Here is a 20,800-nt window from a genome sequence, read left to right as displayed (position 1 = left end):
CGCCGCAACCGGCGTGCCCGGACGGCACGGTAGGCTGCCTGTCCGGAATGGGTCGTCTTCCGTCGGACTCCGCCGGGACGGCGGGTGGCGGACCGTTGAGGAGACCGAGTGTGGAGGCCGCACACGACAGGGGGGAACGTGCTCCGGTGCATGGCGGGGCCGTGCTGGAGGTGAGCCCGTTGTCCGGTCGTTCCGGAATATGCGTCAGCGGCGAGATCAGTGTCGCCACCCGCCTCTCCTGGGAGGCGGCCCTCACCGAACTGGCCCGGCGGCACACGGACGTGTCGTACGTGGAGCTGTCACGCGTCGGGTTCGTCGACGTGGCCGGGGTGTCGGCGCTCGCGGTCACGGCCATGAACCTGCCGCGCGGACGGATGGTGGTGGAGCATCCGCCGCCCCAGGTGCCACGGGTGCTGGCACTGTTCTGGCCGGCCCTGCGCGGGATCGAGGTGGCGCCCCGATGAGCTCCATGGCAGGCGACGAGGTGTTCGCCCACCCGGCACTCTTCTACCGCACCGGGCAGGAGTACGCCGAGCAGACCGTGTCGTTCGTCCGGGACGGCCTGGCCGCGGGTGAGCCCGTGGCGGTGGCGGTGCCCGGTCCTCAGCTGGAGCTGATCAGGTCCGGGCTGGGCGCGGACGCCCGGGACGTCCGCCTCCTGGACATGACCGAGGCCGGCCGCAACCCGGGGCGCATCATCCCCGGCGTCCTCAAGGCGTTCGCCGACGCCCATCGGCAGAGCCGGGTGCGCATCATCGGCGAGCCGATCTGGGCGGAGCGCAGCACGGTGGAGTACCCGGCGTGCGCGCAGCACGAGGCGCTCATCAACGCCGCTTTCGAGGGCCGCGCGGTGACGATCCTGTGTCCGTACGACGAGTCCCGTCTGGACGCGGCGGTCCTGGCCGACGCCCGGGTCACCCATCCCACCGTCATCGCCGGCGGCCGCGAACGGCCCAGTGACGTCTACGACTGGCAGGCCGTCGTCGCCCGCTACAACGAGGCGCTGGTGCCCGCCGCCGACGCCGCCGTCCATGCCTTCGGGGCCGAGGAGCTGCCGACGGTCCGTCACTTCGCCGTGGACCGGGCCGCCCGGCTGGGCCTGGCCGGGCAGCGGCTGCAGGACGCCGAGCTGGCGGTGGCGGAGCTGACCACCAACAGCGTGGTGCACGGCGGCGGACGCGGGACGCTGGCGCTCTGGGCCGAGGGCGGGCAGGTGGTCTGCGAGGTCCGCGACGAGGGACGGCTGACCGATCCGCTCGCCGGGCGCAGGCCGCCCGAGCGGGGGCAGATCGGCGGCCGGGGCCTGATGCTGGTCCACTACGTGGCGGACCTGGTGCGCGTGCACACCTCCGAGGCGGGCACCACCGTCCGCTTCTACCTCACTTACTGACCCGGTTCCCTCCGGCCGGCCACCACGCCCGTCGCACGGCCGGAGGACCGCCCGGCCGGGCGGCTTCCCGGACCGCCGGGGACTCGGCCGGAGGGCCGCCGCCACGCCTGCCGGATTTATGAACTTTGTCTGCTTAGCATCTAGATGCCTGCCGCCCGCAGGCTCCGGCCCGTGGGCCGCAGACGCACCCATGCCCCCGGGAGCCCAGGCCGATGCGCCCGACAGGCCGTCACACCCCCCTGCCGGCAACGTCCCTGACCGAGCGGCTCGTGAGCGCCGCCGCCCTGCCCCCGAGCGCCGAGCGGCTCCCGAGCGCCGAGCAACCCCTGACCGCCGATCGGTCCCTGAGCGCCCCGCGGCCCCCGGGCACCGCGCGGCCCCTGACCGCCGAGCGGCCCCCGAGCACCGCGCCGCCCCTCACCGCCGAACAGCCCCCGAGCACCGCGCCGCCCCTCACCGCCGAACAGCCCCCGAGCACCGCGCCGCCCCTCACCGCGCACGGCGACGATCACGACCTGAGGGGACGTCACGGCCCCGCCCACCGCCGCGATCCGCACGAACCACGTGCCGCCGCACGGCACTTCGGACGCCGGCGCTTCCTGACGATCGGCGCCGCCGCCACGGCCATGGCCTTCGCGGGCCAGGTGCCCGCGAGGGGCGCGGCGGCGGCCCGTGAGCTCGACGGGGCGCGGATCTCGCGGGAACCGTTCACCCTGGGCGTCGCCTCCGGGGACCCGCTGCCGGACGCCGTGGTCCTGTGGACGCGGGTGGCTCCGGCCCCCTACGAGGTGGGTGGGGGGCTGGCCGGGCAGTCCGTCTCCGTCGCGTGGGAGGTGGCGCGGGACGAGCGGTTCGCCACGGTCGTGCGCAGCGGTACGGCCCTGGCGTTACCCGAGTACAACCACACCGTCCACGTCGACGTCGACCGGCTGGAGCCCGGCCGGACGTACTGGTACCGGTTCAGGACGGGCACCTGGATCAGCGAGACCGGCCGCACCCGCACGGCGCCCGCGCCCTCCTCCGCCGTCGCGTCCCTGTCGTTCGCCGCCGTCTCCTGCCAGGCGTACCACGACGGGTACTACACGGCGCACCGGCATCTGGCCCAGGAGGACGTGGACGTCGTCTTCCACCTCGGGGACTACCTCTACGAGTACGCCGTGAACTCCGCGGGCGGCGCCCGCGGCTACACCGACCTGGTGCTGCCCGACGCGTTCGACAGGGAGACCGTCACCCTGGAGGAGTACCGGCTGCGGTACGCCCTCTACAAGAGCGACCCCGACCTGCGGGCCGTCCACGCGGCCCACCCCTTCGTGGTCGCCTGGGACGACCACGAGACCGAGAACAACTACGCCGGCGCCGTCGACGAACACGGCAGCCCGACGGCCGAGTTCCTGCTGCGCCGGGCCGCCGCGTACCGCGCGTACTGGGAGCACCAGCCGCTGCGTGCCGCACAGCAGCCCGTCGGGCCCGACATGCGGCTCCACCGCCGGCTGCACTGGGGCACCCTCGCCCAGTTCGACGTCCTCGACACCCGCCAGTACCGCTCCAACCAGGCCTACGGCGACGGCAAGCACGTCCCCGGACCCGAGTCGGACGACCCGGCGCGCACGATGACCGGGGCGGCGCAGGAGCGGTGGCTGATCGACGGGTGGCGGGCGTCGCAGGCGCTGTGGAACGTGATGCCGCAGCAGGTCTGCTTCTCCCAGCGCAAGCTGGACCTCACCGCGCAGGCGGTGATGTCGATGGACGCCTGGGACGGCTACCGCGCCTCCCGCGCCCGGATCCTCGCCGGGGCGCGGTCGGCGGGGGTGGAGAACCTGATGGTCCTCACGGGGGACGTCCACGTGGGGTACGCCTTCGACATCAAGGACGACTTCGACGACCCGGCGTCGCGGACCCTGGGCACCGAGATCGTCGCCACGTCGATCGCCAGCGGCAGGGACGGCGCCGAACGCCCCGCGAACTGGCAGACGTACCTGACCGCCAACCCCCACCTGAGGTTCTACGACGGCCGCCGCGGCTATGTGCGGGTCCGGCTGGACCAGGCGCTGGCCCGGGCCGACTTCCGGACGGTCGCCGCGGTGACCACTCCGGACGCCCCCGTCTCGACGGCCGCGTCCTTCGTGACGGAGGCCGGCAACCCGGGGCTCGTGCCGGTGTAGGTCCTGGGGGCACCGTTCAGGACGCCGCGCAGCCGATCCCGTCGAGGCTGAAGCCGTACGGTGCCGTGTTCCGGTCCTGCCAGGTGGCGAGGAAGCCGAAGGAGAGGGAGCCTCCGGCGGGGACGGCCCGGTTGTAGTCGGCGGCGGTCGCGGTGACGCGGGAGCCGTCCTGGGAGAAGCCCGCGTCCCACATCTGGTCGACCCGCTGGCCGTCGCGGAAGGACCAGGCGACGCTCCAGGAGCTGAGGGCCCGGTCGGTGGTGACGGTGACGGTGGCCTGGAAGCCGTCGGGCCACTGGTTGACCAGGTCGTAGCTGGCCGTGCAGGCCACCGCCTGTCCGGTGCCGCCGGTGCCGCCGGTGCCGGCGGTGGCCGAGGTGGTGCCCTGGGGTTCCGGGTCGGGGGCCTTCGCCGTGGGCGAGCCGGCGCCCGAGGACTCGGGGGCCGGGGAGCCGGTGGACGGGTCCGGGGAGCCGGAGGGGGCCGACGGGCCGGGCACGACGGCCGACGGCGAGGAGGAGGGGGCGGAGGCGGAGGGGCCGGCGACGGGGCTGCCGCCGGCGGGCGCGCCGTCCTGGGCGGAGCTGTCGCCGCCACCGCCGGACGGCATCAGCGTCACGGCGAGGGCCAGCGCGGAGACGAGCCCGGCGGCGAGCAGCAGCCCGCCCCGCCGGACGCGTGCCCGGCTCGCGGCGGCGTCCGCCGGTTGGCCGTCCGGGTCGGGCGCGTCGGGGCGGCCGGCGCCCATGCGGACCTCGGCGGCGCGGCGGCGGCGCTCCAGGTAGGCGAGGCCGCCCCAGCCGATGACTCCGCCGGCCAGGGCGGCGGGCAGCCCGCCGCCGTGCAGGCGCAGGCAGGCGGCGGCCTCCGCGCACTCCACGCAGGTGGCGAGGTGCCGGGAGAGGTCCTCGGGGGTGTCGGCGACGGGCGAGCGGGTGACGGCGTCGAGCAGCCGGACGTAGCTGCGGCACTCGGCGTCCATCGGTGTGTCGAGGTGGTTGCGGTGGCAGCGGTCCCGGAACAGGCCGCGGACCTGGTTCAGTTCCTCCGTCGCGGCGGCCGGGTCCAGACCCTGCCGGCGGGCGACGGCCCGCAGCGGCAGCGCCTCCACCTCCGCCAGCCACAGCAGCGCCGCGTCCGGCTCCTGCATGTCGCGCAGCCCGCGCAGCGCGATCGGGCGGCGCAGGGGCGGACCGGTGTAACGTGCGGCCCTCTCCGAGTTCAGCCACAGCCGCAGATCGGGGTCGAGCCGGTGGCCCTGCCCCTGCGCCTCCCAGGCGGCCGCCGTGGTGCGCACGGCGGTCAGCAGCTGGGGGATCCGGGGCAGCCGGGAGGCGCGGCGGCCGACGCTGTGCCGGGACCCGTCCTCGGCGGCACGGGCCTCGCGGATACCGAGCGCGAACGCCTCGCGGGCCAGCTGGTTGGCCGCGGTCGAGCCGGACGTGCACAGGTCGGCGTACGACAGCACGGCGTCCCAGCACTCCGAGAACAGCGCGGCCTCGGCGGCGTCCCTCGGGATCGGCAGGTCGGGCATGAGTCTCCTGCATCCACAGGCGAGGTCAACTCACCCTGAATGCAATGGAGTTGGGGGGAACCTCGCGGCAGGGCCCGAGCTTTTCACATGTCCCGCACAACTGACAAGCGCCCTGTGCGGATGTCAGGACAGCCCGGACGGGCCCCGGCGGCTCCCCCGCCCGGGCCGCGACAGAGCCTAACGAAGTTCCGACGGCTCCTTCGCCGGCAGGCTGTCCATGAACGAGCTGACCGAGAAGACGGCGCGCCCGGGGCCGGGCGGGCCGTAGCCGGGGGGCGAGGACAGGCCGAAGTCGTCCATCGTGGCCCGGTAGGCCTCCAGCAGCCGGATGTGGTACTCCAGCGGCGCGCCCTGCGGGTTGGCCTTGCCCAGCGGGGTGGTCGGCTCCGGGCACCAGGTGGTGAAGCGCGGGGTGATGCCGTGCGACATGAAGAAGCGCAGCCCCTCCGTCGTCGACGCGATGGCCTCGTCGACCGTCGTGAAGCCGAACGGCTCGGCCATCTCCACCCCGGCGACGAAGTTGGGGATGACGTTGCGGGCGCCGAAGACCTCCGCGGAGTCCAGGATGCGCTTGTGCCACTCGTCGCGGCCGACGTAGCGCTCCTTGCCCGGGCAGTACAGCTCGAACAGGCGGCGGTCCCACACCTCGTAGTTGGGGTGGTAGATCTGCACCCCGTAGTCCTTGAAGCGCTGCACGTCGTCGCGCGGGAGGGCCTGGGCGACGACCTTGCCGATCCAGCGGCCCGGGAAGCGCTCCTCGATGGCCTTGGCGTAGTGGCCGTAGAAGTCGGCCTCGTCCCGGCCTGCGACCGTCTTGGTGATGGCGCCGCCGGTGAGGGTGTAGGCGGTGGAGGCCTTGGCGGTGTCGTACCGGTCGATGATCTCCAGGGCCTCCAGCACCTCCTCGACGTCCTTGACGCCCGTGTAGGGCCGGCCGGCCGCCTTGTGCTGGCGCCAGTTGTGGTTGATGTCGCAGTACTGGCACTCCTCCTTGGCGCCGAAGTACTGGCAGACCCGGAAGACGGTGAGGTAGATCAGGTAGCCCCACTGGATGGTGGGGGCGACCTCCATCACGGACTTCCCGTTGGACAGGGTGTGCCGGTAGTACTCGGGCATGGGCGGCACCCCGACGTCGGCGATCCGCTTCCCGTCGAGGTAGAGCCCGAGGAGCCCCTCGTCGTCCGCGGCCACCCGGTACGGCGAGGAGGGGTTCACCCGCACCGACACGACCGTCCGCCGCAGGTCGTAGGGGCCGCCGGTGAGGATGATCTCCTCCGGGGGGCGCCGCAGCGCGGCCTCGCCCAGTTCGGGGAGGGTGCCGTGGTCGAAGGAGAAGATGAAGTACGACTTCGGCTTGACCTCGCCCGACTCGTTGTCGCTGAGGGCGGAGGGGTCGAAGGCCACTCCCCCGCGCAGCAGGTCCTCCTTGAAGACCGCCTCCCGCGGCACATGCGGAAAGCGCTCCATCAGATCCTCGACCAGCGCGGTACGGCTGCCCATCCGTGTCTCCTCCCGGCTCAGGCGTACGACTCCTCACGGTATGCCCCCGCCCGGCGGGAGGCGGGGGCGGGGGGTCCTGTGCCGCCGGCACGGTAGGTTCACCTGGGCATACGGCTTCTGGTTCTCCTCGGGAGGGGCGACGGCATGGGCGAGACCGTGACGAACTGGGCGGGCAACATCACCTTCGCGGCCGAGGAGCTGCACCGGCCGCCCACGCTCGCCGCCCTGCGCTCACTGGTCGCGGGGAGCGCACGGGTGCGGGTGCTGGGCAGCGGGCACTCCTTCAACGAGATCGCCGAGCCGGGCGACGGCGGGGTGCTGCTGTCGCTGGACGCCCTGCCCGTCGAGGTCGACGTCGACACGGCGGCGCGGACCGTACGGGTCGGAGGCGGCGTGCGCTACGCCGAGCTGGCGCGGCGGGTCCACGCGCACGGGCTCGCGCTGGCGAACATGGCCTCGCTGCCGCACATCTCGGTGGCCGGGTCGGTGGCGACCGGCACGCACGGGTCGGGGGTGCGCAACGGGCCGCTCGCCGCCGCCGTGCGGGAGGTGGAGATCGTGACGGCGGACGGGTCCACGGTCGTGATCGGGCGGGGGGACGAGCGGTTCGGCGGGGCCGTGACCGCGCTGGGCGCCCTGGGCGTCGTGACCGCGCTGACCCTGGACCTGGAGCCGGCCTTCGACGTCGAGCAGCACGTCTTCACGGAGCTGCCCCTCGAGGGGCTGGACTTCGGGGCCGTGGCGGCGGCCGCGTACAGCGTCAGCCTGTTCACCGACTGGCGGGCGCCCGGGTTCCGGCAGGTGTGGCTGAAGCGGCGCACCGACCAGCCGCTCGCCGGCTTCCCGTGGGCCGCGCCGGCCACCGAGGCGCTGCACCCGGTGCCGGGGATGCCCGCGGTCAACTGCACGCAGCAGTTCGGGGTGCCGGGGCCGTGGCACGAGCGGCTGCCGCACTTCCGCGCGGAGTTCACCCCGAGCAGCGGCAGCGAACTGCAGAGCGAGTACCTGATGCCGCGGGAGCACGCCGTCGACGTGCTGCGCGCGATCGACGGGATACGGGGGACGGTCGCCCCCGTGCTCCAGACGTGTGAGGTGCGCACCGTCGCCGCCGACGAGCAGTGGCTGAGCCCGGCCTACGGACACGACTGTGTCGCCGTGCACTTCACCTGGGTCGAGGACACCCGGGCCGTGCTCCCCGTCGTGCGGGAGCTGGAGGCCGCGCTGGAGCCCTTCGCGCCGCGCCCGCACTGGGGCAAGGTCTTCGCCGTGCCGGCCGGCGTGGTGCGCGGGCGGTATCCGCGGATCGGCGACTTCCGGTCCCTGGCGCGGGAGCTGGACCCGGCGGGGGCCTTCACCAACGCGTTCGTCGCGGACGTCCTCGGCGGCTGAGGAACCGGCGCGCGCGGACCGCCGGGACTTTGTACAGCCCCTTTCTTAAGGCCTTGTCGAACTGCGTCCGCACGCCATAGCCTGACGCCGCACCGGTGCCCGACCGCTCCGGCGCGGCCACACGGACGGGAGGGGCCTCTGCGGTGAAGCGCACGTCACGCGACATCCGCACCGCGAACCGCTACGAGGTGCTGCGCCAGATCATCGCCCGGTCGCCCACCTCCCGGCAGGAGCTGGCCGCCGCCACCGGCCTCAGCCTCGCCACCGTCGCCACCCTCGTCGGCGAACTGCTCGATCTGCGCATGATCACCGAGGTCGGGTTCGAGGACTCGGCCGGCGGCCGCCCGCGGGGTCTCGTCGCCGTGAACACGTCCGGGGGCACGCTGATCGGCGTGGACATCGCGGAGACGTACGTCCGTGTCGAGCTGTTCGACCTCGCGCTGAACGTCCTGGCCCGCGCCGAGGAGGACATGCGCCCCGGGGAGAGCCGGCCGGAACAGGTGGTCGGCCATGTCGCGGCGGCCGTCGGGGCGGTGACCGCGCGGGCCGGCGTGGAGCCGGCCCGGGTGCTGGGCGTCGGGGTGAGCGTGCCGGGGCAGGTGGACCGCGACACCGGCGTCTGCGAGTACGCGCCCAACTGGGACTGGCACGACGTGCCGCTGCTCGACCTGCTCTCCGCGCACATCGCCCACCCGCTCCACCTGGACAATCCGCTGCGCGCCTGCGCCGTGGCCGAGCTGTGGTTCGGGGCCGCGCGCGGGCACGGCGACGCCGTGGTCGTCAACCTCGGGACCGGGGTCGGCGCGGGCCTGGTGCTGGGCGGCGGGGTGCACCGGGGGGTCAGCAACAGCGCCGGCGAGTGGGGGCACACCACGCTCGTCCTCGACGGACGGCTGTGCCACTGCGGCAACCACGGCTGCGTGGAGACGTACGTCGGCGCGCCGGGGATCATGCGGAACCTGCGCGAACTCAGCCCGCGCAGCCCGCTGCTGCACCCCGAGGACCAGACCGCCACGGTCGACGCGCTGGCCCGTGCGGTCGCCGCCGAGGATCCGGTGGCCGTCAAGGTGGTCCGGGACACCGCCCGTTACCTGGCGGCGGGCATCGCCGACCTGGTCAACCTGCTCAACCCCGAGGTCGTCGTGCTGAGCAGCTGGGTCGCCGCCCGGCTCGGCGAGCCCCTGCTCGACGAGGTCCGCGAGGCCGTCGCCCGGCACGCGCTGCGCCGGCCGCTGGCCGCGACCGCCGTCGTCCTCTCCCCGATCCCCGGCGACCCGGTCTGCCTGGGCGCGGCGACGTTCGCGCTCGAAGGGGCGTTGCGGTCCGTCGGGCAGCGGAGCGCGCAGCGCGCTGCCGGCGGAGGCAGCGCCGGCGGAGGCAGCGCCGGCGGAGGCGGCGCCGGCGCCGGAAGCCGTACCAGGCCGAGTTCCTGACACCACGCCCCCGCCCGTCACGTCTGGTATCCCGAACGTCACGCAACGCTTCGGACCGGCTTCGTCCAACCCCTTGCCGAAGCATTAGCCGAAGGTTAACGTCCCGCCCGCAACGCCTTTCCGAGCCACCTGGCGCCGATGCCGTAGCACGCCTCAGCCGTACTCGAGACAAGGACGTCACCATGTCGGCACTGAGCAACAGCAACTGGTCCCGCCGATCACTGCTGCGGACCGCCACGGGCCTGGCCGCCGCCGGCACGCCGGCCGCCTGCGGGAGCAACGACGGTCGGGGCGGCGGGAGTGCGGGCGGCGGACTCGTGCAGTACTTCCACGCGTACGGCGAGGCGGGCACCGAGCAGGCGATCAAGAAGTACGCGGCCGCGTACGACGGGGCGGAGGTGACGACCCGGTGGATCACCGGGTCGAACTTCGAGAGCAAGCTCTTCGCGAGCCTGCTCACGGACGACGCGCCCGATCTCTTCGAGTTCCACCCGCAGATACAGCTCGTCAAGAGCGGTCAGGTGGCGAACCTCACCGACCTCGTCGAGCCGGTCCGGGACGACTTCAACCAGGCCGACATCCGGTCGCACACCGTCGACGGCAAGGTCTACGGCGTCCGGATGATCGACGACCCGCAGTTCTTCTTCTACCGCAGGTCGCTGCTGGAGAAGGCCGGCGTGGGCGTGCCGCAGACCCTCGACGAGCTGATCGCGGCCGCCGCCGAGCTCACCACGGACAAGGTCAAGGGCGTCTACCTCGGCAACACCCTCCAGGCGGTCATCCGCCCGATGATCTGGGCGGCCGGCGCCGACACCCTCGACGACCGGAACCGGCCCGCCTGCCACACGGACGGTGTCGTCGAGGGCCTCGGGAAGCTGGTCGTCGGTGTGCTGCACACGGCCGTTACCCTGCTGGTGTGCTCCCTGGCCGGCTACGGACTGGCCCGGATCCCCTACCGGCACGCCGCTAAGGTGTTCTACGCCGTCCTGTTCACGCTGATGGTGCCGACGGCCGTCACGTTCGTGCCCGGCTTCGTCCTGGTGTCCTCCCTCGGCTGGATCGACTCCTACCGCGGTCTGATCGTTCCGGGCCTCTTCAGCGGTTTCACCTGCTTCCTCTTCCGGCAGTACTTCCTGGGGTTCCCCAAGGAACTGGAGGAGGCGGCGCGCGTGGACGGACTGAACCACTGGGGCGCGTACTGGCGCGTCGTCGTGCCGAACTCGCTCAACTTCTTCGCGGCCATCGCGACGATCACCTTCATCAACGGCTGGAACTCCTTCCTGTGGCCGCTGGTCATCGGCCAGGACCCCAGCGCCTGGACGGTGCAGGTGGCGCTGTCGTCGTACATGACCAACCAGACCGTCAACTACCACCTGATCTTCATGGCCACGGCCCTCTCCCTGCTGCCCCTGCTGCTCGTGTTCCTCTTCCTCCAGCGCTGGCTGGTGCAGGGGATCGCCCGGACGGGCATCAAGGGCTGACGCCCTCCGCCCACCGCCCACCGCCCACCGCCCACCGCCCACCGCCCACGATCCACACCTCAGGGCCCACGACCCACACCTCACGACCCACACCTCACGGCCCACGACTCACGACCTGGAGACCGATGTCCCTGCGCACCACCTCCCCGTCCGCCGGCTACGTCGAGGACGTCTCGCCGGGCCGCGGGGCCCTCGCGCCCCGCGCCTGGTACGCCTCGTCGGACGCGAAGTCCCTGTCCCTGAACGGCAGCTGGCGGTTCCGCCTGTCGGCGACGGCCGACGCCGAGGACAACTCGTTCGCCGCGGAGGGGCACGACGCCGGCGACTGGGCCGAGGTCACGGTCCCCGGGCACTGGGTCCTCCAGGGGCACGGCGCCCCGATCTACACCAACCACCTCTATCCCTTCCCCGTGGACCCGCCCCGCGTCCCCACCGAGAACCCGACCGGCGACCACCTGCGGGTGTTCGACCTGCCCGACGACTGGCCCGACCTCGCCGACGGCGACGCCGCCTTGCGCTTCGACGGCGTGGAGTCCTGTGCCCGGGTCTGGCTGAACGGCACGGAGCTCGGCGAGTTCAAGGGCTCGCGGCTGCCGCACGAGTTCGCGGTCGGCGAGCTGCTGAGGGCTTCGGGCAACGTGCTGGCGGTCCGGGTGCACCAGTGGTCGGCGGGCTCCTACCTGGAGGACCAGGACCAGTGGTGGCTGCCGGGCATCTTCCGTGACGTGACACTGCTGCACCGGCCCGCGGGCGGTGTGCGCGACTTCTTCGTGCACGCCTCCTACGACCACGTCACGGGCGCGGGCACCCTGCGCGTCGACTCCGACGTCGACGGGCGGGTGACCGTGCCCGCGCTGGACATCGACGTCGTGACGGGCGCGACGGTGACGGTGCCGGTCGAGCCGTGGAGCGCCGAGACGCCCCGGCTGTACGACGGTGAGCTGGTGACGGCGGGCGAGCGGGTCCCCCTGCGGATCGGGTTCCGTACGGTCGTCCTGGAGGACGGCCTGATCAAGGTGAACGGCAGGCCCGTCCTGTTCAAGGGCGTCAACCGGCACGAGTGGCACCCGCGCACCGGCCGCGCGCTCGACCTGGGGACCATGCGCGAGGACGTGCTGCTGATGAAGCGGCACAACGTCAACGCCGTCCGCACCTCCCACTACCCGCCGCACCCGGCCTTCCTGGACCTGTGCGACGAGTACGGCCTGTGGGTGATCGACGAGTGCGACCTGGAGACGCACGGCTTCGTCGAGCAGGACTGGCGGGACAACCCCGTCGACGACGACCGCTGGACCCCGGCCCTGCTGGACCGCGCCGCCCGCATGGTCGAACGGGACAAGAACCACCCGTCGGTGGTGATGTGGTCCCTGGGCAACGAGGCGGGCACCGGACGCGGCCTGACCGCGATGGCCGAGTGGATCCGCGCCCGTGACACCTCGCGCCTGGTGCACTACGAGGGCGACATCGACTGCCGCGACACGGACGTCTACTCCCGCATGTACGCCTTCCACGACGAGGTCGAGCGGATCGGCCGCGGCCTCGACGGCGGCACCCTCAGGCGGCGCGCGCTGCCCTTCCTCCTGTGCGAGTACGGCCACGCCATGGGCAACGGCCCCGGCGGCCTCGCCGACTACCAGCGGCTGTTCGAGGCGCACGAGCGGATCCAGGGCGGCTTCGTCTGGGAGTGGATCGACCACGGCATCGAGGACGAGCGGTACGGCTACGCCTACGGCGGCGACTTCGGCGAGGAGCTGCACGACGGGAACTTCGTCTGTGACGGCCTGCTCTTCCCCGACCGCGCCCCCTCCCCCGGCCTCGTCGAGTACAAGAAGGTGATCGAACCGGTCGCGATCACGGGCGACGGCGCGGACGGCACCGTGCGCGTCACCAACCGGCAGGATTTCGCCGACCTGTCGGCGCTGGCCTTCGAGTGGGCGTTCCAGTCGGACGGCGAGACGGTCGCGTCGGGCCCGCTGCCGGTGCCGGCGCTCGCGGCGGGCGAGTCGGCGGAGGTGAAGCTGGGTCAGCCGCCGGAGGGTGTCCGGGCCGGGGCGGAGACCGGTTGGACGGTGCGGGCCGTCCTGGCCGAGGACACGGCGTGGGCGCCGCGCGGCCACGAGGTGGCGTGGGGCCAGGTGCCGCTCGCGCCGCGGGCCCGGCCGGCGGTGGCCGCGACCGGGGCACCGGCGGCCGGCGACGGCCTGATCAGCCTGGGCCCGGCCGTCTTCGACGCCCGCACGGGCGAGCCGCGTGCCATCGGGGCCGTGGCGGTGACTGGGCTGCGGCTGGACGTGTGGCGGGCGCTCACCGACAACGACGAGGGCGCGGCGTGGCAGTCCGACGTCCGGTACGGCGAGCTGTGGCGCAAGCTGGGCCTGCACCGCATGCGGCACCGGGTGGACGCGGTCGAGCCGGGTGAGGACGCGCTGACGGTGCGGACCCGGGTGGCGCCCGCCGCGTCGGAGGTGGGTCTGTCGGTGGTCCACCGGTGGACGTCGGACGGCACCCGGGTGCGGCTGGACGTCTCCGTGACCCCCGAGGGCGGCTGGACGGTGCCGCTGCCCCGGCTGGGGGTGCGCTTCGGGCTGACCGAGGCGGACGCGGTGACCTGGTTCGGCGGCGGCCCCGGCGAGGCGTACCCGGACACCCGGTCGGCGTCGCGGGTCGGCCGCTGGCGGTCGACCGTCGACGACCTCCAGACGCCGTACGTCCGTCCGCAGGAGAACGGCGCCCGCGCCGACGTCCGCTGGGCCGAGCTCGGCGGGCTGCGGATCGAGGGCGAGCCGGCGTTCTGGTTCAGCGCCCGGCGCTGGACGAACGAGCAGCTGGACGCGGCGCGGCACCGCACCGACCTGGTGCCGGGCGGGACGGTGTGGGTCAACCTCGACCACGGCCAGCACGGCATCGGCTCGCAGTCCTGCGGTCCGGGGCCGCTGCCCCGGTACTTCCTGGACGTCGCGCCCGCCGCGTTCTCCTTCGTGTTCGCGCAGACCGGCCCGGACGTGCGCGCCTGACCCGCTCCCGGGGCCGGCCGCGCACCACCCGGCCGGCCCCGGCCGTCACCCGCTGCCCCGCGCCCGGCCGTCACCCGCCGTCCCGGGCCCGGCCGCTGTTCTGATGGCACCGCGGGATGGCCGAAACCATGGTGGTCGCCGCGTGCCGGTCGACGGCGGAGCCATCGTGCCCGGCGGCGCGGGGAAGGATCGACCGCATGACCGATTCCGCCCTGTGGATCTCCTCGTTGACCGCGGGTACGGCCGTGCTGGCGAGCTGGGTCACCAGCCGCGGCACCGCCCGCGCGGCCCAGATCCAGGCGCACACGGCCGAGCGGACCCAGCGTGCGGTCCGGGTGAGCGAGGCACGCCGGACCGCCTATGTCAGCCTCATCGAACAGGCCCACAGAATGGCCGAGTTGTACTGGAGGATTTCGGACATCCACCAGTCGGCGGCCCCGCGGAGCGAACAGCTGCCCGCCCTGAAGGAGGTCAGGGCCGGTCTGCGCGAGGAGTATCCGAAGCTGCGGCACTTCATCTGGGTCATCACCCTGGAAGGGCCCGACGACGTGGCCGAGGCGGCGGAGAACCTGCGGCTGTCGACCAGGCCGCCCTACCGGGCACTCGAGGCGGCCATCACCGGGGACCCCACCGCCCTCTCCTCGTTCGACCAGTACTACGACCCCTTCTGGCTGTCGCTGACGGACTTCGTCACCCGGGCCCGTTCGGCGGTGCACGGGCTGTAGCACCGGCGGTGACCTCAGTGGTCCGCGCAGCAGGGTGTCGGGTCGGGCACCTCGAAGGGGACGAGGGTGCCGCCGACGGCGGGCATGGCGGTGAGGACCAGTTCCCCGTCGTGCCACTGGGGCCGCACGTGGTCCCGGGTCACCAGCCGGGCGTCCGGCGCCGGCCGCGCCGCGGCTCCGAGCACCGCCACCCGGTCGATCGCGGAGACGGACAGGACCTCCGCGACCGTCATCGTGCCCCGCAGGGCGTCCGCCCCGGGGTAGAGGACCGCCCGGCCGACGGAGTCCGGGGCGCCGTCGGCCGGCTCGTACCCGCGGGCGGCGAGATGCCCGCGCACCGCCGCCGCGACCGCCTCCTCCCGCAGCGCGAGGGAGACGGCGACGTGCGGCCGGTCGCCCCGCACGAGGTGGGTGCAGCCGAACACGCCCTCGTCGAGGGCGAGCTCGGCCGCGAGCGTGCGGAGCAGGTGATCGGCCGCGCGCAGGTCGCGCGGACCGGCGTCCACCGTGAGCACGTACCGGTTCACGACGGCAGGACCCACACGGGGTTGGAGTAGAACCACAGGTCGCGCCACGGGTCGGCGTCGCCGACGACGTCGATCGCCGGGCCCGCCGGGTCCACGGCCGCGCCCATCGCGCCGACGGCGGAGCGGTTGCCGTCGGTGCCGCGCAGACGGACGTACAGCGGCTCCTCCACGCGTCCGAGCCGGTAGGTGAGCCGGACGGTGCCGGTGGACTTGTTCACCTCGTAGGACTTCACGACCTTGGCCGTCGGCGCGGTGAAGGTGTCCTGGTCGGTGACGGTGCCCGTGACCTCGCCCTGGATGACGTCGACCCGCGCGAGCCGCGGGACGAAGCCCGCCCAGTTGGGGCCGCCGGCGAGGGCGACGTCGACCGTCAGCGTCACGTCCGTGCCCTTCTTGACGTGCAGGGCGCCGCCGAGGGTGGCCCAGCGGCTGCCGCCGCTCACGCGGACGTCGAGGCCGCTGACGAGCTGCCCGTGGTCGACCCAGACGCGGCCGGCGCGGATGCCGTCCATGACGGCGGCGTAGGAGAAGCCGTCGGCGCCGACGTGGGTGCGGCTGTACTGGCCGGGCCAGTAGTCGCCCTGGGTGATGTCGATCTGCCCGCCGTAGACCGGGTCCGCGTACCTGCCGTCGGTGGCGAAGTCGCCGCCCGTGCCGCGTACGGCGGTGTCGGCGTACACCTGGTGGGAGTCGGAGTTGGCGGTGATCCACCAGGGCTTGCCCTCGGCGATGAGGCTGTCCCACAGGCCGCCGACGGTGGCGGTCATCCAGTCGAAGCCGCCCCAGGTGCGGTAGCTCTCCAGCGGATAGCCGGCGAAGGAGTTGGCGCTGGGGTTGTTGTCGTAGATGCCGCGGGCGCGGGCCGGGCCGAGGGGGGCGGGGAGGCCGGCGGCCTGGTGGCCGGGGGCGCCCTCGAAACCGACGGCGATCTGGTGACCGGGGTCGGTCGCGTCCCGCCAGGCGCGGATCTCGTGCGGGGAGTCGACACCGCGCCGCGCCGGGTGGTTGGCGAGCATCAGCGCGTCCTTGACCTTGCGGCGGCGGACCTGCTCGCCGAGGAAGGCCAGGCCCGCGACGGCGAGGGCCTCGTTGGCGGGCGTGGAGTCGGAGGCGCTCTTCACGCTGCCGTCGTAGTCGGTCTCGAACTGCTTGAGGACGGAGACCTCGTTCTTGCCGGGGTGCACGAAGACGGTGCCGTGCTCGGCGCCCGGGATGTTCCACTCCAGGCCCTGGAAGACGAGGGTGTCCTCGTGGGCGGAACGGGCCTCCTTGATGTCCGGGTTGACCTTCTCCACACCGATCTTGGCGTGCGTGGCGCTGCCGTGGTCGGTGATGACCAGCCAGTCCATGCCGTGCCGGGCGCCCTGCCGGACCTGGTCCACGACGCGGTACTTGCCGTCGCTGCTGTACTGGGTGTGGATGTGGTGGTCGCCGGCCAGCCAGAGGAAGCCGTCGCTGCGGCGGCCGCCGGTGGCGGCGTACGCGGGAGATTCGGCCGCGCGGCCGAGGACGCCGGCGGCGGTCAGGCCGGCGCCGAGCAGACCGGCGCGGCGCAGCAGGCCGCGGCGCGACTGCTGCTCCGGGCTGAGGGCGTCGTCGGGCACGGAGGCGTCGAAGGCGGCGGGCAGCGCCGCGGCGCCGGGGGTGCCGTGGTCGTGTCCGTGGTCGTGTCCGTGGTGGTGATGGTGGTGCCCGTGCGCGTGACCGTGCCCCATGGTGTCCTCCTGGTTGCCGCTGCCGTCCGCGGCTGACGTCCGCGCGGCGCGAGTGCGCCGCGTGGGGAGGATCGAGCCAAAAGATGAACCTTGAACGGCTTTTAGGTGAGCGGCGACCGGCGCGGACGCGTCCGGCTCGCCCCGTCTCCCACTGTTCCCTCAACTGCCCCTGAAGCTCACACTGTTGGCCATCGCTCGCGAGCAGTGTTCATCTTCCCGCCCGTTCCCCGCCTCCCTCGGAGCTCCCGCCATGAGACGACTCCTCGGCACCCTCGCGGCCGCCGCCCTGGCCCTCACCGGCCTCGCCGGCACCGGCGCGACGCCCGCCGCGGCCGCCACCACCACCGGCACGTTCACCGTACTGACGTACAACGTGGCCGGCCTGCCCGAAGGCCTGAGCTCCGGTCACCCGGCGACCAACACCCCGCTGATATCGCCCCGGTTGGGCGCCTACGACCTCGTCAACGTCCAGGAGGACTTCAACTACCACGCGGCGCTGTACGCGGGCGACGACCACCCGTACCGTACGGCCACCAGCGGCGGCGCCGGCATCGGCGACGGCCTGAACACCCTGTCGGACCTCCCCTTCGAGGACTTCGAGCGCGTCCGCTGGAACGACTGCACCGGCACCGACTGCCTGACGCCGAAGGGCTTCACCCTGGCCCGGGTCCGCCTGGCGGAGGGCGCGTTCGTGGACCTCTACAACGTCCACACCAACGCCGGTGACACGGACGAGGCGCTGGCCGCCCGCCGCTCCAACGTCCAGCAGCTGTCGGACTTCGTCCAGGAGAACTCCGCCGGCAACGCGGTGATCGTGATGGGGGACACGAACACGCGCTACACCCGTGCCGGCGACAACATCCGCACCCTCGTCACCGAGAACGGCCTGACGGACGCGTGGGTGGACCTGGTCAAGGGCGGCACCCCGCCGACGCAGGGCGCGGACGCGCTGCTCTGCCCGGCCACCGCGCCGACGGACGGCTGCGAGGTCGTGGACAAGATCCTCTACCGGAGCGGTCCGCTGATCTCCCTGACGGCGACCGGCTACCACAACGAGTGGGCGGCCTTCCTGGACTCCGCGGGCGGCAACCTCTCCGACCACTTCCCGCACACGGCCGGCTTCTCGTACACGCTCGACCCGGAGCTGAGCGCGAGCGACTTCTTCGGCGGCCCGCACGGTACGGCCTTCAACGACGCGGACGACCTGCCGGCGACCGTCTCCCCCCGCACGCTGACCCTGAGGGGCGGCTCGCGCCTGGACGCGGTGTCCCTGACGCACGACGGCGGCACCACCCTGACCCACGGCGGCACCGGCGGCACGGCGGCGTCCCTCACCCTGGGCGCGGGCGAACACCTCACGAGCGTCCAGCTGAGCCAGGGTCAGAAGGACGGCCTGACGAGGATCTCCTCGGCTTCCTTCACCACGGACCGGGGCCGCACCCTGTCGGCCGGCACGGCCACCACGGACACCAGGACCTTCACCGCTCCGTCGGGCCGGCAGATCGTGGGCTTCACGGGCCGCGCGGGCGACGAGGTGGACAAGCTGGGCGTGGTGTACGCGCCGATCGGCTGAGCCCGGCGCGCCCCCGGGGAGTCCGTCCGGGCCGCCCCTGTGAGGGCCGTCCGGACGGAGCCCGCCGCGCGTGCCCGCCGTCAGACGCGGGTCACCGTTCCGCAGCCCTCGAAGGCGTCGGCGCCGACCTCCTTGCTGCGGTCGTAGGGGTCGGTGGCCGGGCCGGAGGGCCGGGGACCCGTCGGCTCGGCGGTCGCGAACTGCGGGTGCAGAAAGCCGTCGTGGACCTCGCAGGCCGAGTTGGCGAGCTCCTGGTCGTAATGGCGGACGAGCAGCCGGCCGGACGTCACCTGGTAGCGCGCCGGGTCGGCGAGTTCCGCGTCGATCACGCGGCGCACGATCGTGCGGGTGACCTCGGTCGAGCCGTCGGTGCGGACGACCGGATAGACGAAGGTGTAGTCGGCGTGCACGGCGACGCCGCCGTACTCGCCCTTCCCGAAGGTCATGCGGCCGCGCGTCTTGACCACGTCGCCGACGAGCCGGACCTCCTCGGGGTCGAAGCGGCTGAACAGCTCCAGCGGGTCGTGGTCCTCGTCGGGGGCGCGCAGGGAGGTGTCCAGGTGCTCGACGAGCTCCGGCTGCAGGGGGTCGAGCACCGCGAACGCGGCCGTGGGGCGTCCGCCGCGCAGCGTCTCCTCGTCGAGGTTGGCGCCGACCAGCAGTTTCCTGGTCAGCCGCAGCGCCTGCTCGACCCGCTCCTCGGGGACGGAGCCCACCGCCCGCGCGGCCGGCAGGACGACACCGGCCTCGCCGTCGGCCCAGCCGAGGGCCGGGGAGCCGGCGAACGGCCGGTCGAGGGTGGGGGTCTCCTCCGGGGCCTCGGCGGGCGCGCCGGTCGGCGCGGCCGTCTCCGGGGGCAGGGGCGAGGCCGCGACGGCCTCCGGCTCCCCCACGCCGAGGAGGTCCCCGGGCAGCAACGACGGCTTCAGCGCGACGGCGAGCAGACCGAGCGCCGCGGCCACTCCCAGGACGGACCAGAGCTTCCGGCGACGAGCGGCCCGTCCGTCCAGCTCCCGCCAGGCGGGCCCGGTACGCCACCCCTCCGGCTCGCCCTGCCGCCGCAGCCGCTCGGTGACCATCCGCGCGCGGGCCGACGGCTCCTTGGGGGCGGAGGCCGCGCCGCGTTCGCTCTCCTCCAGGAACGCGCGCAACGCGTCGTCGGACAGGGACGAGCCGCCCTCGGGCTCTTCGGGGGATCTGCCGACCACGCTGCTGTGTTCCCTTCCTCCGACCGGGTTCTCCGACCGGGTTCCTTCGACCGGGTTCCTTCGACCGGGTTCCTTCGACCGGGTTCCTCCGACCGGGAGCGAGACCGGGAAGAACCACCCACCCCGAAATGATCACGAGTGGGGAAGATCTAAGGGATCTCCCGGCGGAAGCACAAGCCGTTCACAGGTGTCCTCCGGGTGAAGTGAGCATGATCACGGCACAACTGCCACGAAGCGACAGCTTCCCGGCACCCTCTAGGATTCCCCTGACCTGCCCCAAGACCCCGTTCCCCTACCCGTGAGGCGACCCCATGCCCCGAGCCGGCCTCACCGTCGACCGCCTGGTCGTGGCCGCCGCCGATCTCGCCGACGAGGTCGGGTTCGACAACGTCACGCTCTCCGCGCTGGCCCGCCGCTTCGGCGTCAAGGACGCGAGTCTCTACTCGCACGTCAAGAACCTCCAGGACCTGCGCACCCGCGTCGCGCTCCTCGCCGGGGGCGAGATGATCGACGCCATCGCCGACGCCGTCGCCGGGCGCGCCGGCCGGCAGGCGCTCGCCGGGTTCGCCGGGGCCTACCGGGAGTACGCGCTCCGGCATCCGGGACGGTACGCCGCGACGCAGATCCCCGTCGACCAGGTCGACCGGGACCTCGTCGCCGACGCCCCCGCCTTCCGCCGCACCGCCGAGATCACCTACGGCATGCTCCGCGCCTACGGCCTGGAGGAACCCGACCTCACCGACGCCGTCCGCCTGCTGCGCAGCACCTTCCACGGCTACTGCGCCCTGGAGGCCGGCGGCGGCTTCGGCGCACCCCGGGACGTCCGGCGCTCGTGGGAGAAGGCGGTCGACGCCCTGCACACGGCCCTCGTCCACTGGCCGCGCGAGGAGGGGGAGGGGGAGGAGGAGGGCTGAGCCCGCGTCCTCGCCTTCGACACCAGGGCCGACGGGTTGCTTGGCCCCGGCTCCGCACCGGCTCGCCCGGGCAGCGCCTCCGCCCGGCCGCCTCGCGTACCCGCGACCGGTTGTGGAGCACTCAGCCGGCCGTCCGACCAGGGTGATCACTTCGGCCAAGTACCGTACGAATGTCCCCTCTTGACGCCCTCCATCACACGGGTGAAGGTCATGCAATCGGACGCGATCGCCTTCG

Annotated in this window: 15 protein-coding genes; 10 read left to right on the top strand and 5 right to left on the bottom strand. The window is 73.4% G+C overall.

The window, feature by feature from the left end:
- Positions 1 to 170 precede the first annotated feature (170 nt).
- The 3 genes from ACFV9M_RS13625 (at position 171) to ACFV9M_RS13615 (ending at position 3,552) form a co-directional block, all read left to right on the top strand.
- Positions 171 to 464, top strand: a complete 294-nt coding sequence (locus tag ACFV9M_RS13625; RefSeq protein WP_385066551.1) for an STAS domain-containing protein — start codon at positions 171 to 173, stop codon at positions 462 to 464.
- Positions 461 to 1,390, top strand: a complete 930-nt coding sequence (locus ACFV9M_RS13620; RefSeq protein ID WP_385066353.1) for an anti-sigma factor RsbA family regulatory protein — start codon at positions 461 to 463, stop codon at positions 1,388 to 1,390. The genes ACFV9M_RS13625 and ACFV9M_RS13620 overlap by 4 nt, the downstream gene beginning before the upstream one ends.
- 515 nt (positions 1,391 to 1,905) lie before the next feature.
- On the top strand, positions 1,906 to 3,552 hold the full coding sequence (locus ACFV9M_RS13615) for an alkaline phosphatase D family protein (protein ID WP_385066554.1): 1,647 nt from the start codon (positions 1,906 to 1,908) through the stop codon (positions 3,550 to 3,552).
- 16 nt (positions 3,553 to 3,568) lie between these two features.
- Here ACFV9M_RS13615 and ACFV9M_RS13610 read toward each other — a convergent pair whose 3' ends face one another.
- A complete protein-coding gene (locus ACFV9M_RS13610) occupies positions 3,569 to 5,086 on the bottom strand; it encodes a cellulose binding domain-containing protein (RefSeq protein ID WP_385066356.1) in 1,518 nt (505 codons plus the stop codon).
- A gap of 177 nt (positions 5,087 to 5,263) precedes the next feature.
- Positions 5,264 to 6,586: a radical SAM protein gene (locus ACFV9M_RS13605; protein ID WP_385066359.1), complete on the bottom strand. Its 1,323-nt coding sequence runs from the start codon at positions 6,584 to 6,586 to the stop codon at positions 5,264 to 5,266.
- Positions 6,587 to 6,730: 144 nt separating this feature from the next.
- On the opposite strand from ACFV9M_RS13605, the gene ACFV9M_RS13600 reads away from it, so the two are divergent.
- The 5 genes from ACFV9M_RS13600 to ACFV9M_RS13580 all read left to right on the top strand — a co-directional run bounded on the left by ACFV9M_RS13600 (position 6,731) and on the right by ACFV9M_RS13580 (position 14,628).
- On the top strand, positions 6,731 to 7,975 hold the full coding sequence (locus ACFV9M_RS13600) for an FAD-binding protein (protein WP_385066362.1): 1,245 nt from the start codon (positions 6,731 to 6,733) through the stop codon (positions 7,973 to 7,975).
- Between the two features lie 143 nt (positions 7,976 to 8,118).
- Complete coding sequence (locus ACFV9M_RS13595; protein ID WP_385066364.1) at positions 8,119 to 9,408, top strand: ROK family protein; 1,290 nt, start codon at positions 8,119 to 8,121, stop codon at positions 9,406 to 9,408.
- Positions 9,409 to 9,590: 182 nt separating this feature from the next.
- The gene (locus ACFV9M_RS13590) at positions 9,591 to 10,889 is read left to right on the top strand and encodes an extracellular solute-binding protein (protein WP_385066367.1); all 1,299 of its coding nucleotides are present in this window, start codon (positions 9,591 to 9,593) and stop codon (positions 10,887 to 10,889) included.
- A gap of 125 nt (positions 10,890 to 11,014) precedes the next feature.
- On the top strand, positions 11,015 to 13,903 hold the full coding sequence (locus ACFV9M_RS13585) for a glycoside hydrolase family 2 TIM barrel-domain containing protein (protein WP_385066369.1): 2,889 nt from the start codon (positions 11,015 to 11,017) through the stop codon (positions 13,901 to 13,903).
- A gap of 197 nt (positions 13,904 to 14,100) precedes the next feature.
- On the top strand, positions 14,101 to 14,628 hold the full coding sequence (locus ACFV9M_RS13580; protein WP_385066372.1) for a hypothetical protein: 528 nt from the start codon (positions 14,101 to 14,103) through the stop codon (positions 14,626 to 14,628).
- A 14-nt stretch (positions 14,629 to 14,642) separates the two neighbouring features.
- On the opposite strand, the gene ACFV9M_RS13575 is transcribed toward ACFV9M_RS13580, so the two are convergent.
- Positions 14,643 to 15,155: a hypothetical protein gene (locus tag ACFV9M_RS13575; protein ID WP_385066375.1), complete on the bottom strand. Its 513-nt coding sequence runs from the start codon at positions 15,153 to 15,155 to the stop codon at positions 14,643 to 14,645.
- The gene (locus ACFV9M_RS13570; protein WP_385066378.1) at positions 15,152 to 16,870 is read right to left on the bottom strand and encodes a PHP domain-containing protein; all 1,719 of its coding nucleotides are present in this window, start codon (positions 16,868 to 16,870) and stop codon (positions 15,152 to 15,154) included. Before ACFV9M_RS13570 ends, ACFV9M_RS13575 begins: the two co-directional genes overlap by 4 nt.
- A gap of 250 nt (positions 16,871 to 17,120) precedes the next feature.
- Between ACFV9M_RS13570 and ACFV9M_RS13565 the strand changes: the two genes are divergently transcribed.
- Positions 17,121 to 18,443, top strand: a complete 1,323-nt coding sequence (locus ACFV9M_RS13565; protein WP_385066381.1) for a jacalin-like lectin — start codon at positions 17,121 to 17,123, stop codon at positions 18,441 to 18,443.
- An 80-nt stretch (positions 18,444 to 18,523) separates the two neighbouring features.
- Here the strand turns inward: ACFV9M_RS13565 and ACFV9M_RS13560 are convergent, their stop codons facing one another.
- Positions 18,524 to 19,651 carry a hypothetical protein gene (locus ACFV9M_RS13560; protein ID WP_385066383.1) on the bottom strand — a complete coding sequence of 376 codons (1,128 nt, stop codon included), beginning with the start codon at positions 19,649 to 19,651 and terminating at the stop codon, positions 18,524 to 18,526.
- 311 nt (positions 19,652 to 19,962) lie between these two features.
- Between ACFV9M_RS13560 and ACFV9M_RS13555 the strand changes: the two genes are divergently transcribed.
- Positions 19,963 to 20,565: a TetR/AcrR family transcriptional regulator gene (locus ACFV9M_RS13555; RefSeq protein WP_385066386.1), complete on the top strand. Its 603-nt coding sequence runs from the start codon at positions 19,963 to 19,965 to the stop codon at positions 20,563 to 20,565.
- Positions 20,566 to 20,800 lie beyond the last annotated feature (235 nt).

This window comes from Streptomyces sp. NPDC059895 (assembly GCF_042731035.1).
Taxonomy (GTDB): domain Bacteria; phylum Actinomycetota; class Actinomycetes; order Streptomycetales; family Streptomycetaceae; genus Streptomyces.
The sequence above is the reverse complement of the archived record's forward strand: the minus strand, read 5'-3'. Positions and strand labels throughout refer to the sequence as shown.